Annotated in this window: 13 protein-coding genes and 1 pseudogene; 10 read left to right on the top strand and 4 right to left on the bottom strand. The window is 64.3% G+C overall.

Going from position 1 to position 15,911, the window contains the following annotated elements; all coding sequences use genetic code 11:
- The first annotated feature begins 24 nt into the window (after positions 1-24).
- Positions 25-1,822: pseudogene (gene aspS, locus ACZZZM_RS11535) on the top strand (aspartate--tRNA ligase).
- Positions 1,823-1,875: 53 nt separating this feature from the next.
- Here the strand turns inward: aspS and ACZZZM_RS11530 are convergent.
- Positions 1,876-2,505: a carbonic anhydrase gene (locus ACZZZM_RS11530; RefSeq protein WP_463595239.1), complete on the bottom strand. Its 630-nt coding sequence runs from the start codon at positions 2,503-2,505 to the stop codon at positions 1,876-1,878.
- Positions 2,506-2,563: 58 nt separating this feature from the next.
- Here ACZZZM_RS11530 and lipA point away from each other — a divergent pair, with 58 nt between their 5' ends.
- Both lipA and ACZZZM_RS11520 read left to right on the top strand, forming a co-directional pair.
- Complete coding sequence (lipA, locus tag ACZZZM_RS11525) at positions 2,564-3,490, top strand: lipoyl synthase (protein WP_463595238.1); 927 nt, start codon at positions 2,564-2,566, stop codon at positions 3,488-3,490.
- A 5-nt stretch (positions 3,491-3,495) separates the two neighbouring features.
- The gene (locus ACZZZM_RS11520) at positions 3,496-3,969 is read left to right on the top strand and encodes a type II toxin-antitoxin system RatA family toxin (RefSeq protein WP_463595237.1); all 474 of its coding nucleotides are present in this window, start codon (positions 3,496-3,498) and stop codon (positions 3,967-3,969) included.
- Here the strand turns inward: ACZZZM_RS11520 and ACZZZM_RS11515 are convergent.
- Both ACZZZM_RS11515 and ACZZZM_RS11510 read right to left on the bottom strand, forming a co-directional pair.
- On the bottom strand, positions 3,918-4,430 hold the full coding sequence (locus ACZZZM_RS11515) for a CinA family protein (RefSeq protein ID WP_463595236.1): 513 nt from the start codon (positions 4,428-4,430) through the stop codon (positions 3,918-3,920). The genes ACZZZM_RS11520 and ACZZZM_RS11515 overlap by 52 nt on opposite strands.
- Positions 4,431-4,470: 40 nt before the next feature.
- On the bottom strand, positions 4,471-5,598 hold the full coding sequence (locus ACZZZM_RS11510) for a bifunctional 2-C-methyl-D-erythritol 4-phosphate cytidylyltransferase/2-C-methyl-D-erythritol 2,4-cyclodiphosphate synthase (RefSeq protein WP_463595235.1): 1,128 nt from the start codon (positions 5,596-5,598) through the stop codon (positions 4,471-4,473).
- Positions 5,599-5,680: 82 nt separating this feature from the next.
- Here ACZZZM_RS11510 and dusB point away from each other — a divergent pair, with 82 nt between their 5' ends.
- The 7 genes from dusB to hflX all read left to right on the top strand — a co-directional run bounded on the left by dusB (position 5,681) and on the right by hflX (position 14,816).
- A complete protein-coding gene (dusB, locus tag ACZZZM_RS11505) occupies positions 5,681-6,679 on the top strand; it encodes a tRNA dihydrouridine synthase DusB (RefSeq protein ID WP_463595234.1) in 999 nt (332 codons plus the stop codon).
- Positions 6,655-7,758 (top strand): two-component system sensor histidine kinase NtrB, encoded by a 1,104-nt coding sequence (locus tag ACZZZM_RS11500; RefSeq protein WP_463595233.1) that lies wholly within the window; start codon positions 6,655-6,657, stop codon positions 7,756-7,758. The genes dusB and ACZZZM_RS11500 overlap by 25 nt, the downstream gene beginning before the upstream one ends.
- A complete protein-coding gene (gene ntrC / locus ACZZZM_RS11495) occupies positions 7,755-9,203 on the top strand; it encodes a nitrogen regulation protein NR(I) (RefSeq protein ID WP_463595232.1) in 1,449 nt (482 codons plus the stop codon). The genes ACZZZM_RS11500 and ntrC overlap by 4 nt, the downstream gene beginning before the upstream one ends.
- Positions 9,204-9,262: 59 nt before the next feature.
- The gene (locus tag ACZZZM_RS11490) at positions 9,263-11,518 is read left to right on the top strand and encodes a sensor histidine kinase NtrY-like (protein ID WP_463595231.1); all 2,256 of its coding nucleotides are present in this window, start codon (positions 9,263-9,265) and stop codon (positions 11,516-11,518) included.
- Positions 11,515-12,894, top strand: a complete 1,380-nt coding sequence (gene ntrX / locus ACZZZM_RS11485) for a nitrogen assimilation response regulator NtrX (protein WP_463595230.1) — start codon at positions 11,515-11,517, stop codon at positions 12,892-12,894. The genes ACZZZM_RS11490 and ntrX overlap by 4 nt, the downstream gene beginning before the upstream one ends.
- Before the next feature lie 131 nt (positions 12,895-13,025).
- Complete coding sequence (gene hfq, locus ACZZZM_RS11480; protein ID WP_463595229.1) at positions 13,026-13,517, top strand: RNA chaperone Hfq; 492 nt, start codon at positions 13,026-13,028, stop codon at positions 13,515-13,517.
- A 6-nt stretch (positions 13,518-13,523) separates the two neighbouring features.
- Positions 13,524-14,816 (top strand): GTPase HflX, encoded by a 1,293-nt coding sequence (gene hflX, locus ACZZZM_RS11475; protein WP_463595228.1) that lies wholly within the window; start codon positions 13,524-13,526, stop codon positions 14,814-14,816.
- Positions 14,817-15,110: 294 nt separating this feature from the next.
- On the opposite strand, the gene mazG is transcribed toward hflX, so the two are convergent.
- Positions 15,111-15,854 carry a nucleoside triphosphate pyrophosphohydrolase gene (mazG, locus tag ACZZZM_RS11470; protein ID WP_463596434.1) on the bottom strand — a complete coding sequence of 248 codons (744 nt, stop codon included), beginning with the start codon at positions 15,852-15,854 and terminating at the stop codon, positions 15,111-15,113.
- Positions 15,855-15,911 lie beyond the last annotated feature (57 nt).

Raw genomic sequence — 15,911 nt, 5'->3', positions numbered from 1 at the left:
GACGAGTTACAGAGAGTTTGAGCTATGCACGCCTATCGCACGCACACTTGCGCAGCCCTGCGCGCCACCGATGTCGGGCAGCAGGTCCGCATCTCCGGCTGGGTGCACCGCAAGCGCGACCATGGCGGCGTACTGTTCGTCGACTTGCGCGATCATTATGGCATCACGCAGATCGTCGCCAAGGCGGACACCGCCGCGCTGGCGCTGCTCGACAGCCTGCGCGTAGAATCGGTGATCACGGTGACGGGCGAAGTCGTCGCGCGCGGCCCGGAAGCGTCCAACCCCAATCTTCCGACCGGCGAGATCGAAGTGATCGCCGATCAGGTGGTCGTCCAGTCACACGCCCAGGAATTGCCGCTGCCGGTGTTCGGCGATGCCGAATATCCGGAGGAAATCCGCCTGCGGAACCGCTTCCTCGATCTGCGCCGCGAGCGGCTGCACAAGAACATCATGCTCCGCTCGAACGTCATCGCGTCGCTGCGCCGCCGGATGATCGACCAGGGCTTCACCGAGTTCCAGACGCCGATCCTGACTGCGTCGAGCCCCGAAGGCGCCCGCGACTATCTCGTCCCGTCGCGCGTCCATCCTGGCAAGTTCTACGCGCTCCCGCAGGCACCGCAGATGTTCAAGCAGCTGTTGATGGTTGCCGGCTTCGATCGCTATTTCCAGATCGCGCCCTGTTTCCGTGACGAGGATGCCCGCGCGGATCGCTCGCCTGGCGAGTTCTACCAGCTCGATTTCGAAATGAGCTATGTCACGCAAGACGATGTCTTTGCGGCAATCGAGCCGGTGCTCCACGGCGTATTCGAGGAATTCGCCGATTGGGAAGGGAAGGGCCGCACTGTCTCGCCGCTGCCGTTCCAGCGCATTCCCTACCGCGAATCGATGCTGAAATACGGAAACGACAAGCCGGATCTGCGAAACCCGATCCTGATCACCGACGTCTCCGAGCATTTCAAGGGTTCTGGCTTCAGCCGCTTTGCCTCGATGGTCGATGCCGGCGACGTCGTCCGCGCCATCCCGGCGCCGGGCACGCACGAGAAGAGCCGCAAGTTCTTCGACGATATGAACAGCTGGGCGCAGTCCGAAGGCTTCCCCGGCCTCGGCTATGCCACCCAGAAGGACGGCGTGTTCGGCGGTCCGATCGCCAACAATCACGGCCAGGAAGGCATGAAGGCGATTGCCGATGCGCTCGGCCTCGGCCCGAACGACGGCATCTTCTTCGCCGCGGGCAAGGAAGCCCAGGCCGCCAAGCTTGCTGGGCTCGCGCGCACCCGCGCCGCCGAACAACTGGAGCTGATTGACAAGAACTCGCTTCGAATTCTGCTGGATCGTCGACTTCCCGATGTTCGAATATGACGAGGACGCCAAGAAGGTCGATTTCAGCCACAACCCCTTCAGCATGCCGCAGGGCGAGCTCGAGGCGCTGGAGACCAAGGACCCGCTCGATATCCTTGCCTATCAGTACGATATCGTCTGCAACGGCGTGGAGCTGTCGTCGGGCGCGATCCGGAACCATCGCCCGGAGATCATGTATAAGGCGTTCGAGATCGCCGGCTACACCCAGGCTGATGTCGACACCAACTTCGCCGGCATGATCAATGCCTTTAAGTTCGGCGCGCCCCCGCATGGCGGCTCGGCCCCTGGCGTCGACCGTATCGTCATGCTGCTCGCCGACGAGCCCAACATCCGCGAAGTCATCGTCTTCCCGATGAACCAGAAGGCCGAGGATCTGATGATGCAGGCGCCCTCTGAGGTCAGCCCCAAGCAGCTCAAGGAACTGCACATCAAGCTGGCGAACGACGGCCCGAAGGCGGGGTGAAATTCCCGCTCTCATGCGGAGCCGGAACGCGTAGCCCTACGCCTTAGTCGGTATCAGGCGGGCGCGAATTCTCCGTCCGCGCCCATCACGTGCAGCACTCCTTCGGCGATCGCGAAATAGGCGCCGTGCAGCTTCAGCCTGCCCGCCGCAGCGCGCTCGGCGACGAAGGGGAAGGTCATCAGATTGACCAGCGATACGCGCACTGTCTCATGTTCGAGTGCGTGGATCGCCTCCGGCCCTTCGCCATGCTCGGCGACAACGCGATCGCGTGCCTCGTCGAGCATGTCGACCCAATGCGCAATGAACCCGCCTTCTCCATTGGCCGCGCCCTTGAAGCGCTGCGACAGCGAAGCAGCGACACCGCCGCACGCGCCATGCCCCATCACCACGATCTCTGGCACTTCGAGCTGGGTCACTGCAAATTCGAGCGCAGCGCTGACCCCGTGGCGGCTGGCATCGTCCTCGAAGGGGGGAACCAGATTGGCGACGTTGCGCACGACGAAGATCTCCCCGGGCAGGGTATCGAAGATCTGCGCCGGATCGACTCGGCTGTCCGAGCAGGCGATCACCATGACCCGCGGGCTCTGGCCCTCGCTCAGTTCGTCCCACCGCTCGCGATGGCGGCGATATTCGCTGGTCCGGAAGCGCTGATAGCCGTCGAGCAAGTCGGTAAAGTCTGTCATGGGCTCGCAATAGGAGCCCGTGGTTGTGTCATCAACCTTGCAACGCTATCTGGCGGGCATGAACGAAATGGCCCCGCTTCCGCGTCCAGAACGCGTCCGCAAGCCCGACTGGATCCGCGTCAAGGCGCCGACATCGGAAGGTTTCGCCGCCACCCGCGCGCTGATGCGCTCGAAGAGCCTGACCACGGTATGCGAGGAAGCCGCCTGCCCCAATATCGGCGAGTGCTGGTCGAAGAAGCACGCGACGGTGATGATCCTGGGCGACACGTGCACTCGCGCCTGTGCCTTCTGCAACGTCAAGACCGGCATGCCCCGCGCCGTCGATCCGATGGAGCCGAATAACGTTGCCGACGCCGCCGCGCAGATGGGCCTGGCGCATATCGTGATTACCTCGGTCGATCGCGACGATCTGCCTGACGGCGGCGCGAAGCAGTTCGTCAAGGTGATCGAGGCGATCCGCGCGTCAAACCCGACCACCACGATCGAGATCCTCACCCCCGATTTCCGCAACAAGCACGAAGCCGCGGTGGAAATGATCGTCGCGGCGCGGCCCGACGTCTACAATCACAATCTCGAAACGGTGCCGAGGCTTTATCCTACGATCCGCCCGGGCGCGCGTTACTATGCCTCGCTGCGGCTGCTGGAGACGGTCAAGAAGCTCGCCCCCTCTATCTTCACCAAGTCCGGCGTGATGCTCGGGCTGGGCGAGGAGCGGCTCGAAATTCACCAGGTGATGGACGATATGCGTTCGGCCGACATCGATTTCCTGACGATGGGCCAATATCTCCAGCCGACCCCGCGCCATGCCAAGGTCGCCGAGTTCGTGACGCCGGCGGCGTTCAACAGCTATGGCGCCATCGCCCGAGCCAAGGGTTTCCTGCTGGTGGCCAGCTCGCCGCTGACGCGTTCAAGCTATCATGCCGGCGACGATTTCGAGAAGATGCGCGCCGCGCGTGCGGCAAAGCTGGCGAAGATCCCCGCCTAGCTACAATGCCGAAGCACCACGAAACCCGCCATCTGCCCTATACTCCCGAGCAGATGTTCGATCTGGTCGCGGACGTGCCACGCTATGCCGAATTCCTGCCCTGGGTGACCGCTGTGCGCGTCCGCTCGAACAGCGAGACCGAGATGATCGCGGACCTGATCGTGGGCTTTAAGGGGCTGCGCGAGACGTTTGCGTCGAAGGTCGAGAAGCAGCGTCCCCAGCATATCCGCGTCGATTATCTCGAAGGGCCGCTCAAATATCTCAACAATGACTGGAAATTCCGGCCGGACGGGCAGGGCGGCTGCTATGTCGATTTCTGCGTCGATTTCGCGTTCAAGAACCGCGTGTTCGAAATGCTCGCCGGCCAAGTGTTCGATCGTGCGCTGCGTAAGATGATCGGCGCATTCGAAGAGCGCGCCGCGAAGCTCTATGCTTCGGCGCCAGGCATCAGCAGTTCGAGCGCGCACAACGCTGCCTGAAGGCGGACACCGCCGCGGCCGTTATTCTCCAGCAGCCGCGAATCCGCCACGACATGCTGTGGATCCGCCTCGCGCACCGCTTGCGCAAACACGACCGTGCCCACTGGCTTCTTCTCGCTGCCGCCATCGGGCCCGGCGATCCCGGTGATCGCCACCGCCACATCCGCGTTCGAGCGCCGGAGTGCGCCCTGGGCCATGCTCCAGGCCACTGCGATCGAGACCGACCCAAAGGTTTCGAGTACATCGTTGCTCACTTTGAGCACTTCATGCTTGGCTTCGTTCGAATAAGTGACGAAGCCCGCGTCGAATACGTCGGACGATCCTGGCACCTCAGTCAGCGCGGCGCTCACCAGCCCTCCTGTGCAGCTCTCGGCAACGGCAATGCGACGGCCCGCCGCGCGGTTCGCCTCGAGCACCTTGCGCGCCATATCGATCAGCTTGGCCGGGAGAATCGTGTCCATAAGGGAGCGGCCTCTGCCACTGTCCTGGGCGCGATGCGAGTCAGTTCGTACTGGGCACCCTGACCGTAGCCACCGCCTGTGCCGCCATGCCCTCGCCGCGGCCCGTAAAGCCCAGCCGTTCGGTGGTGGTCGCCTTCAGGCTCACCTGAGAAACGGGCAGCCGCAATATCTCGGCGATCGACGCTCGGATCGCTTCACGGTGCGGCCCGATCTTGGGCGCTTCGCAGACGATCGTCAGGTCGATAAAGTCGATAATCCCGCCTTCTGCGGCAACCAGCCCCGCCGCATGCTCCAAAAAGCGCCCCGAGCGTGCGCCGCGCCATTGCGGGTCGCTGGGTGGGAAATGCATCCCGATATCGCCCGCGCCGATCGTGCCGAGCAATGCATCGGTGATCGCATGAAGAGCGACATCGGCGTCGCTATGTCCCGAAAGCCCATGGCTGTGCGGAACCAGCACGCCGCCGAGCCACAATTCCTCGCCCTGAGCGAAGCGGTGGACGTCATAGCCTTGCGCCGTCCGCACGCGCATATCGGCGGTATGGCGCGCCTCAGCCGCAGCGAAATCCATAGGGTGGGTGACCTTTTCCAGCTCGGCTGCTCCTTCGACGATGATGACGTCATGCCCCAGCGCGCGCACCATCTGCGCGTCGTCGGTCGCCTCGCGATCCACGGGCCACGCGGCATGCGCCGCGCGAAGTGCCTCGGTGCAAAAGGCTTGCGGCGTCTGGGCACGCGTCAGCCCCTCGCGCGACACGAGCTCGCCCGACGCCGAAATCAACGTGTCCGCCACCGGCAACCCAGGAATGGCGCCTTGATGCGTATCGAGGGCCTCCAGCAGTCTGTCGATCACAGCGGCCGGCAGGAAGGGGCGGGCAGCGTCGTGGACCAAGACCCGATCAGCTTCGATCGCCGCCAGCCCATTGGCCACGGATTCGCGCCGGGTTGCACCGCCGATGACGAAGCGCACATCGCCCAGCGCCGCCGTGAGCAACTCCTGCTGGCCTTCCCCGATCACGACCAGGACTTCACCGATCGCCGGATGCTCGCTCAAGGCGTCAGAGCTATGCGCCAGCATCGGCTTGCCCGCCAGCATCGCATATTGCTTGGGCAGGATCCCGCCGGCGCGCGTACCGCTTCCGGCGGCGACGATGATCGCGGCAGTCTTCATGCCGCCGCGCTAGCGCGGGACACTGCCCTTGCCAATGATCGCTTGTGCGGATAGGCGCTCGTGCCTATTTTTCAGGCAGATCATGACGGAACTCGCCCCCATCCAGATCGGTCCGGTGCGGATCGACCAGCCGGTGCTGCTTGCGCCGATGACCGGCGTCACCGACCTGCCGTTCCGCCGCGTCGTGCGCAAATACGGTTCCGGGCTCAACGTCACCGAGATGGTCGCAAGCCAGGCGGCGATCCGCGAGACGCGCCAGTCGCTCCAGAAATTTGCCTGGGACCCGATAGAGGACCCCGTCTCGATGCAGCTCGTCGGCTGCACCCCGCACGAGATGGCCGAGGCTGCAAAGCTGAGCGAGGACCGCGGCGCGGCGATCGTCGACATCAATATGGGCTGCCCGGTGCGCAAAGTGACCAGCGGCGATGCCGGCTCGGCGCTGATGCGCGATCTCAAGCTCGCTGCCGGGCTGATCGAAGCCTGCGTCAAGGCAGTCAGCGTGCCCGTCACGGTCAAGATGCGGATGGGTTGGGACCATTCGAGCCTCAACGCCCCGGAACTTGCGCATATCGCCGAGGATCTGGGCGCGAAGATGATCACCGTTCATGGCCGCACGCGCAATCAGATGTACAAGGGCAGTGCCGATTGGAGCTTCATCCGCAAAGTGAAGGATGCGGTGTCGATTCCGGTGATCGCCAATGGCGACATCTGCACGATCGAGGACGCCCGCGCCGCGTTGGCGCAATCCGGCGCCGATGGCGTCATGATCGGCCGCGGTGCCTATGGCCGCCCCTGGATTTTGCGTCAGGTGATGGACGCTCTGGCAGGCAAGGAAGAGCGGCCAGACCCGTCGCTCGAAGAGCAATATCGTGTGATATTAGCGCATTATACCGATACGCTTAGCCATTATGGCAACGAGATCGGCGTCAACATGATGCGCAAGCATGTCGGCTGGTATACTAAGGGCATTCACGGCTCGGCCGAATTCCGCAACAGTGTCAACAAGGTCTCCGATCCCAAGCGCGTGCTGGAGATGCTCGACGAATTTTACGCACCGTGGCGCTCGCGCGAAGCGGCCTGAGGGCCGATCCGCAACCAGAGCAGGGGCCGGGTTTCGCCGAGCTCTTCGGTGCGTTGCCTGTCGCGGTGCTGGTGATCGATCCCGATGGCCGCGTCGCGCACGCCAATCCGGCCTGCGAATTGATGCTCAATCACAGCGAAAGCACGATGGTAGGGCAGGCCTATGAAGCGGTTCTGCTCCCGCCGCAGGATTATGCCGACCGCCGCGATGGGCATGGCTTCGCGGCGTTCGACATCGAAGTCGAGGCAGTGCGCGGACCGCGTATTCGCGTCGATCTGGTTGAAAGCCTGATCGCCGATCGCCCGGGTTGGCGGATCGTAACGCTCCACCATGCACCGCATGCGCGCCGGGTGGCCCATGGCGCTGATCGCACTGCCGGCGCGCGCGCGGCGGTGGGTGCTGCTGCGATGCTGGCGCATGAGATCAAGAACCCGCTTTCAGGCATTCGCGGCGCCGCCCAGTTGCTGGCCAGTGGCGGCGAGGATCGGGAACTGACCGGCCTGATCACTGCCGAAGTCGATCGCATCGTCTCGCTGATCGATCGTATGGAGGACTTTACCGATACCCGCCCGCTCAAGCTCCAGCCGACCAATGTCTATCCGTTGCTCGACCACGCCCGGAAGGTGGCATTGGCGGGCTTTGCGCGCGGCATGGTGATCGAGGAGCGCTTCGATCCTTCGTTGCCATCGGTGCTGATCGATCCAGACGCGTTTCAGCAAGTGCTGCTCAACCTGCTCAAGAATGCCGCCGAGGCTCTGGTCGGCCTCGCCCAGCCGCGGATAACGCTGGCGACGGCATATCGCCATGGCATGTCGGTCAGCACTGGCCCGGGACGCCCGCGCCAGCCGCTGCCGATCGAGATTTCGGTGATCGACAATGGCCCGGGCGCGCCGGCCGACATTGCCGAGCATCTGTTCGAGCCGTTCGTTTCGGGCAAACCGGAGGGGAAGGGGCTCGGCCTCCCGTTGGTGGAGAAACTCGTGCGAGATCAAGGCGGGATCATCCAATATGCCCGCGAAGAAGGCCGTGAGCGCGAACACGTGACGATATTCCGCATCCTCCTGCCGAGGGCCGCATGACCGCGCCGGGCTCGGTTCTCGTCGTCGATGATGACGCCGCAATCCGGACGGTGGTTGCCGCCGCGCTCAAGCGCGAAGGGCACAGCGTCACCACTGCGTCCAGCATAGGCGATCTTCGCGAGATTCTGTCGCGAGGCTTGCCCGATGTGCTGGTCACCGATGTCGTGCTGCCCGACGGCAACGGCCTTGATCTGGTCGCCCGCCTGACCGCTGAGCACCCCTCGCTCCCGGTGATCGTCTTTTCGGCGCAGAACACGCTCGCGACCGCGGTGCGCGCCACCGAAGTCGGCGCGTTCGATTACCTGCCCAAGCCCTTCGACCTCGACATACTCTCGGCGGCGGTGCGCGGCGCGATCGCCAAGGGGCGTCGCGGTCCGCTCGATGCGCCCGATGGCGAAGCGGGGGCAGGGACCTCGCTGATCGGCCGCTCGCCGGCGATGCAGGAAGTCTATCGCGTCATTGCGCGCGTGGTCTCCAATGACCTCACCGTACTGGTGATGGGCGAGAGTGGGACCGGCAAGGAGCTTGTGGCCAAGGCGATCCACGATCTGGGCCCGCGCCGGCGTTCGCCGTTCGTAGCGCTGAACATGGCGGCGATCCCGCGCGATCTGATCGAAGCAGAACTGTTCGGACATGAGCGCGGCGCCTTTACCGGGGCGGCCGCGCGGGTCGCCGGCAAGTTCGAGCAGGCCGCGGGTGGCACTCTGTTCCTCGACGAAATCGGCGACATGCCGATGGATGCGCAGACTCGGCTGCTCCGCGTACTGCAATCGGGCGAATTCACCACCGTCGGCGGCGCGCGGACGATCCGCGCGGACGTCCGCATCGTCGCCGCGACCAACAAGGATCTTGGCGCACTTGTGGCTACTGGGCAGTTTCGCGAAGACCTTTTCTACCGGCTGAACGTGGTGCCGATCGGACTCCCGTCGCTGCGCGAACGCCGCCAGGACGTGGCATTGCTGGCGCATCATTTCCTCGATCGGGCAGCCGAGGACGGGCTCCCGCGCAAGCAGCTTGATGCGGCCGCCGTTGCAGTGCTCGAAGGCTATGACTGGCCCGGCAATGTCCGCGAGCTCGAAAACCTGATGCGCCGCATCGCTGCGCTCAGCCGCGACGAATGGATCGACGCCGAGGGAATTCGCCGCGCTCTGGGCGAAGCAAGCCAGGCACAGCCTGGAGCCGGCGATGCTGGAATCGAGGCGGCGGTGCGCGCGCGGCTTGAGCGAATTGCGATTGAGGAACCGCGCGCGCTGGATGATGGCAGCCTCTACGACCGGATCATCGGAGAGGTCGAGCGGCCGTTGATCGAGGCGATGCTCGCACGCCATCAGCACAACCAATTGCGTGCCGCGCGCGCGCTTGGCATCAACCGCAACACCTTGCGCAAACGGCTCGACACCCTAGGCATCGACGCCAATGGAAATCGTCCAGAGGGTGTCAATTAGCGACAGCTAACTCGAATTGTGTGTTCTTTCGGCCACAATCTTGTTGTAACAGGGCAACGATGACTGCCCCGCCCGAGCCGCTCGATCAAAGCGCGCCGCGAAAGCGGCGATTGGGTGTAACCCCCGCGGTCGAGCTGGGCGTGATCGTGCTGGCGATCACTTTCGGCGCAGTCACTTACTTCACCATTGCCGGCGAGAATGCATCGCAGCGGCTGCTTACGCCCCCGCTGGTTGCGCTGCTGCTGGTCGCGAACTTGCTCCCGGGTGGAGCGTTGCTGGTCCTGATCGGCCGCCGGGTTGCGCGAGCGCGTTCGGCGCGCGCAGGGATGGGCGGGGGCAGCGGGCTTCACGTCAAGCTGGTCGCGCTCTTTTCGGTCCTCGCCGCGGTGCCCGTGCTGGTGGTGACGCTCGTCTCGTCGCTGCTCTTCCAATATGGCGTCGAATTCTGGTTCTCGGATCGGGCGCGCGGAATGCTCGAAAATGCCAGTTCGCTGGCGCGCGAGAATTATTCGTGGGAGCTCAACCGGGTCAATCGCGAGACGGTAACGATGCGCGACGACCTGCGCTTCTACCTCAAATCCATGCCGATCGACGGCAAGGAATTCACCGAAGGGCTCGCTTATCAGCTCTATCGCCGCGAGCTTTCCGAAGCGCTGATCGTCCAGATTTCGCCCAAGAACGGCATTCAGTCGCTTGCGCTCGTGAACCCCTATGAGCGCGACGATCTCGAAAAAGTCATCAAGCCAGATATGGTGGCCAGCGTCGACAAGGGTACCGACGCGGTGATCGTGCGCAGTCCGGATCGGATCGGCGTGTTCACCTATCTCGATCGCACCAATCATATCTATATCTATGCGGCCCGTGTGTTCGAGGAGACGCTCGCGACGCAGATGCAGCGCGCCGTCGCCATCCAGAACGATTATGCTTCGCTCCGCCAGCGCTCGCGCTCGCTGCAGCTGCAGTTCAATGGCGCCTTGTTGCTGCTATCGCTGCTGATCGTCGGCACGGCGGTGTGGGTGGCGATCGCGGTGGCGGACCGCTTGGTGCGGCCGATCAGCGAGCTTGTCGGCGCGGCGCGCGGGGTTGCGGGCGGCGATCTCGCGGTGCGCGTGCCCGAGCCACGCGCGCAGGACGAGATCGGCACGCTGGCACGCGCGTTCAACAGCATGACGGGGCGGCTGGAGGGGCAGCGCACCGAATTGGTGACCGCCAATGCCCAGCTAGAAAGCCGCCGCGCGCTGATCGAGGCAGTGATGTCCGGCGTGTCGGCCGGAGTCATCTCGATAGCCGCAGACCGCAGCGTCCGGCTGATCAACGCGCCAGCGCGCGCTCTCTTACGGCAAGGCGACGAGGATCCGGTCGGGCGGCCGCTGCGGCAGGTCGCTCCCGAGCTCGATGCGATGCTGGACGGCGACGAGCGCGAGGCCGTGGTGCAGATCACCACCGGCGGCGAGGCACTGACGCTCGCGGTCAAGATCACCCGCGATGAAGCCGGGCAAGTGCTGACCTTCGACGATATCACCCAGCAATTGAACGACCAGCGCCGCGCAGCCTGGTCCGACGTCGCCCGCCGCATCGCGCACGAGATCAAGAACCCGCTCACCCCAATCCAGCTCGCCGCCGAGCGCCTCCAACGTCGGTATGGCAAGAAGATCGAGAACGACGACGGGACGTTCACCAAGCTGACCGGCACGATCGTGCGCCAGGTTGGCGATTTGCGCCGGATGGTCGACGAATTCTCGTCCTTCGCCCGCATGCCCAAGCCGCTATTCCGTGAGGAATCGCTGCTCGATATCGCGCGGCAGTCGATGTTCCTCCACGAAGTCGCGCATCCGACGATCGACTTCCAGCTCGACGCTCCCGATCCCGCGCCGACGATCATCTGCGATCGCCGCCAGATCGGCCAGGCGCTCACCAATATCGTCAAGAACGCCGTCGAGGCAGTCGAGGCGCGTGGGGAAGGGGAAGCGCTGCCGCAGGGCGAAATCCGCCTCACCATCGAGCATGGCAGCGACCAGCGCGTGCTGCTGACACTAGCGGACAATGGCATCGGCCTGCCCAACGAACGCGATCGCATCGTCGAGCCCTATATGACCACCCGCAGCGGCGGCACCGGACTTGGTCTGGCGATCGTCAAGAAGATCGTCGAGGAGCATTTCGGCACGATCTCGTTCGCAGACCGGCCGGGCGGGGGCACGCTGGTGACGATCTGCTTCGATACCGAGCTGCTCGCCAATATGAGCGGCTTCTCGGACGACGAAAGCGCCGATGATCGGCCGATAGTTTTAACGCGTAGTGGAAAATCCAAGTCATGAGCCTCGATATCCTAGTAGTCGACGACGAGCGCGACATCCGAGAGCTGGTCGCCGGCGTCCTCGAGGACGAAGGCTATGCGACCCGCGGCGCAGGCGACAGCGACGCCGCGCTGGAGGCCATTGCCGAGCGCCGGCCGAGCTTGGTGCTGCTCGACGTGTGGCTCCAGGGATCGAAGCTCGACGGGCTCGAGCTGCTCGACGAGATCAAGCGGCGCGATGCCTCGATCCCGGTGCTGGTGATTTCCGGACACGGCAATCTGGATACCGCTGTGGCCGCGATCCGGCGGGGCGCAGCGGACTTCATCGAAAAACCCTTCGAGGCCGAGCGGCTGCTGCTGATGGTAGAGCGCGCGACCGAAACCGAGCGGCTCAAGCGCGAAGTGGCCTCGCTGCGGGCCTCTGTCGGCCGCGAGGAGGATCTGACCGGGACTTCGGGTTCTATCAACGGCGTGCGCGCGACGCTCAAGCGGGTGGCGTCGACGGGAAGCCGCGTCCTGATCAGCGGCGGACCGGGTGTCGGCAAGGAAGTCGCGGCGCGGCTGCTCCATGGCTGGAGCCAGCGCGCGACGGGTCCGTTCATCATCGTCAGCTGCGCGCGTATGCAGCCAGAGAGGGTCGAGGAAGAATTGTTCGGCGTGGAGGAGGGCGGGGACCTGATACGGTCCGGCCTGCTCGAACAGGCGCATGGCGGCACGCTGTTTCTCGACGAGATTGCGGACATGCCGCTGGCGACACAGGGGCGCATCTTGCGCGTACTGACCGACCAGAGCTTCAGCCGCGTGGGGGGCACGCGGGTGGTGAAGGTCGATGTCCGCGTGGTCTCGGCCACAGCGCGCGACTTGCAGAACGAGATCGTCGAGGGGCGTTTCCGCGAGGACCTTTATTACCGGCTCAACGTCGTGCCGGTGCAGATCCCGCCGCTGACCGAGCGGCGCGAGGACATACCGGTGCTGATCGAGCATTTCGTCGCGCATTATGCCAGCGGCCGCCGCGTGCCGACCCCCGAGGTGGCGGCCGACGCGATGGTGGCGCTGCAGAGCTATGAATGGCCCGGCAATGTCCGCCAGCTTCGCAACATCGTCGAGCGGACCGTGATCCTGGCTCCGGGCGACCGCATCGGACGGATCGAGCTGGATCTGCTGCCCGCCGAAGTGCTGGGCAAGCCGGCCGATTCGGGCGGCGGCATGGGTTCGAGCGCGATCATGGGCGCGCCGCTCAAGGAAGCCCGCGAAAGCTTCGAGCGCGAATATCTGCGCGTCCAGATCCGCCGCTTTTCGGGCAATATCTCGCGTACCGCGAGCTTCATCGGGATGGAGCGCTCAGCGCTACACCGCAAATTGAAGCTTCTCGGCATCAGCGAGACGCGCGACGAATAGGCGCCACCGCTGGACACGGCTGCACGAATCCCTAGATTGATGCCTGCAGGCCAGAAAGGCTTGCGCTCCGACGCCGGGAAACGGCGCCAAGCGGGAAAAATCCCGCCAAGAATATATGGGAATGCGGAAAAATGGCCGAAAAGCAGACTTCGCTGCAGGACCTGTTCCTCAATTCGCTCCGCCGGTCCAAGACGCCGGTCACGATGTTTCTCGTCAAGGGCGTCAAGCTCCAGGGGATCGTCACCTGGTTCGATAATTTCTCGGTGCTGCTTCGCCGCGACGGCCAATCGCAGCTGATCTACAAGCACGCGATCTCGACGATCATGCCCGCGGGTCCGATGGACCTGACGCAATTCCTCGATCAGCTTGGAGAACATCAGTCCAAGAGCCCAGTCTTGCAGGAAATTTTCCTCAACGCCGTGCGCAAGCAGCAGGAAAGCGTGACGATGTTCCTTGTCAACGGCGTGATGCTGCAGGGCCAGATCGCCGCATTCGACCTGTTCTGCATGCTGCTCCAGCGCGAAGGCATGGCGCAACTGGTGTACAAGCACGCGGTTTCCACCATCCAGCCGGCGCACCCGCTGAACCTGGCCGAGGAAACGAACGGGTCCGACGACGATTAAGCAACCATGAGCACTGGATTTGAACGCGACGCCAGCGAGTTTTCGCGCGGCGCGAAGGCAGCGGTCGTCTATCCGGACACCGGCGGTTCTTCGCGTGATGCCGAGGCACGCCTTGACGAGACTGCGGGCCTAGCGCTGGCGATCGGGCTCGACGTGATCGAGAAGACTGCGTTCCGCCTGCGCCAGCCCAAGCCGGGGACACTGATCGGCTCGGGCCAGGTCGAGGCGCTGGCCGAGGCGGTGCGCGACAAGGAGATTCAGGTCGCAGTGTTCGATGCGTCGCTGACCCCGGTGCAGCAGCGCAATCTCGAGACTGGTCTCGGCTGCAAGGTGATCGATCGCACCGGGCTGATCCTCGAGATCTTCGGCGAACGGGCGCGGACCGCCGAGGGCCGGCTGCAGGTCGAGCTGGCGCATCTCGATTATCAGGCAGGTCGGCTGGTGCGCAGCTGGACTCACCTCGAACGTCAGCGCGGCGGCTTCGGCTTCCTTGGCGGTCCGGGCGAGACCCAGATCGAGGCAGATCGCCGCTTGATCCGCGACCGCATGGCGCGGCTGCGCAAGGAGCTCGACCAGGTCAGCCGCACGCGTGGACTGCACCGCGACCGGCGGCAGCGGACGCCGTGGCCGGTAATCGCGCTGGTGGGCTATACCAACGCCGGAAAATCCACGCTCTTCAATCGCTTGACGGGCGCTGACGTCATGGCGGAGAATTTGCTGTTCGCGACGCTGGACCCGACGCTGCGGCAAATCCAGTTGCCGGGGATCGACAAGGCGATCCTTTCGGACACAGTCGGTTTCGTCTCCGAACTTCCGACGCAATTGGTCGCGGCATTCAAGGCCACGCTCGAGGAAGTGATCTCCGCCGACCTGCTGATCCACGTTCGCGATATTGCGCATCCCGATAGCGAAGCACAGCGGACCGACGTCGAGAAGGTGCTGGGCGAGATTGGCGTATCGCTGGAAACGCCGCGATTCGAGGCTTGGAACAAGCTCGACCTGCTTGATGATGAACGGCGCGAACAAGCGCTGATCGAGGCGACCAAGCGCGAGGACGTGGTGGCCCTGTCGGCCTGGACCGGGGAGGGCGTTGCCCTGCTGATCGAGACCGTCGCTGCGCGGCTGACCGAAGGGCATCGCCGCTATACGGTGACGCTCGATGCCGGCGACGGGGCGGGGGCGGCCTGGCTGCATCAGCATGGCGAAGTGCTGGAGCAGACCGTCGAAGGCGACCGTGCATCGTATGAAGTGCGGATGGCGCCGCGGGATTATGAGCGATTTGCGATTCGCCACGGCTGAGCGAGGCCGACAGTTAGACCCGAGACGCGGTCTTTAGCCCGCGAATGTTCCCAATGTTCGCACTGGCCATGGGGGTCGGCGAGGGATGGTATTCAGCATGTCAAAGAGCGGCGACCAAGAGCCGACCCACTCGGCCAAGCATTTGAAATCCTACATTGCAAGCGTGGTGTGGCGGTAGGTCGGACGTGGAGCATCCCTGGGGAGGCCGGAGCTCGGTTGCATGGGACGGCGCAACCGAGCGAAAGGCTCTTCAACTTATGCTGGGCCCGGCTTTCGCCGGGGAGAATTCGGTCGCTAACCCCGTTCGGCGATCTTGGCGTTCAGCCAGAGCGCTTCCTTGGCGTCAAGATCCAGCTCCACGAATGCATCGCCAGCTTCGGTCTCCATCGCCTTGAAGCGCTTTTCGAACTTGGCATTGGCGGCGCGGAGCGCGGCTTCGGGGTCTATGCCAAGCTTGCGGGACCAATTGACCATGGCGAAGAGCAGGTCACCAATCTCTTCTTCGCGCTCGGCGTCGCTTGCCGCGGCTTCGACCTCCGCGAGTTCCTCGTCGATCTTGGCGCGGGCGCCGCTGGGATCGGGCCAGTCGAAGCCCGTTCGAGCCGCACGCTTCTGTAGTTTTTCGGCGCGGAGGAGGGCGGGGAGGCCGATCGCCACACCGTCCAGAGCCCCCTGATGCCCCTTGTCCCCCCGCTCCGCGGCCTTGATTTGTTCCCATAGATGATGGCCGCCCTCGGCAGCCCCGAGGAAGATATGCGGGTGACGACGCTCCATCTTGTCGCTGATCGCCGCAACGACGTCAGCCAAATCGAACGCGCCGGCTTCCTCGGCGATGCGGCTGTGAAAGATCACCTGGAGGAGCAGATCGCCGAGCTCGTCCTTGAGATCGGCCATATCGCCGCGCTCAATCGCGTCCGCGACCTCATAGGCTTCCTCGATCGTATAGGGGGCGATCGTCTCGAAGGTCTGGACGGTGTCCCATTCACAGCCGGTCTTGGGATCGCGCAGGCGCTGCATGATGCGCACGAGGCGCTCAATGTTCGAAGACCGGGTTTCGGACGGGGGATTCACGCGAGGGGGGCCTGAAAGATCGCA

This window comes from Sphingomonas sp. AC522, assembly GCF_979258125.1.
Note: the sequence above shows the minus strand (reverse complement) of the source record. Positions and strands in the feature narration are given on the sequence as shown.

Bases quoted from the DNA above. Each gene is read 5' to 3' on its own strand.
- ACZZZM_RS11530 (WP_463595239.1), bottom strand. From the start codon at position 2,505: ATGACAGACTTTACCGACTTGCTCGACGGCTATCAGCGCTTCCGGACC.
- lipA (WP_463595238.1), top strand. From the start codon at position 2,564: ATGAACGAAATGGCCCCGCTTCCGCGTCCAGAACGCGTCCGCAAGCCC.
- ACZZZM_RS11520 (WP_463595237.1), top strand. From the start codon at position 3,496: ATGCCGAAGCACCACGAAACCCGCCATCTGCCCTATACTCCCGAGCAG.
- ACZZZM_RS11515 (WP_463595236.1), bottom strand. From the start codon at position 4,430: ATGGACACGATTCTCCCGGCCAAGCTGATCGATATGGCGCGCAAGGTG.
- ACZZZM_RS11510 (WP_463595235.1), bottom strand. From the start codon at position 5,598: ATGAAGACTGCCGCGATCATCGTCGCCGCCGGAAGCGGTACGCGCGCC.
- dusB (WP_463595234.1), top strand. From the start codon at position 5,681: ATGACGGAACTCGCCCCCATCCAGATCGGTCCGGTGCGGATCGACCAG.
- ntrC (WP_463595232.1), top strand. From the start codon at position 7,755: ATGACCGCGCCGGGCTCGGTTCTCGTCGTCGATGATGACGCCGCAATC.
- ACZZZM_RS11490 (WP_463595231.1), top strand. From the start codon at position 9,263: ATGACTGCCCCGCCCGAGCCGCTCGATCAAAGCGCGCCGCGAAAGCGG.
- ntrX (WP_463595230.1), top strand. From the start codon at position 11,515: ATGAGCCTCGATATCCTAGTAGTCGACGACGAGCGCGACATCCGAGAG.
- hfq (WP_463595229.1), top strand. From the start codon at position 13,026: ATGGCCGAAAAGCAGACTTCGCTGCAGGACCTGTTCCTCAATTCGCTC.
- hflX (WP_463595228.1), top strand. From the start codon at position 13,524: ATGAGCACTGGATTTGAACGCGACGCCAGCGAGTTTTCGCGCGGCGCG.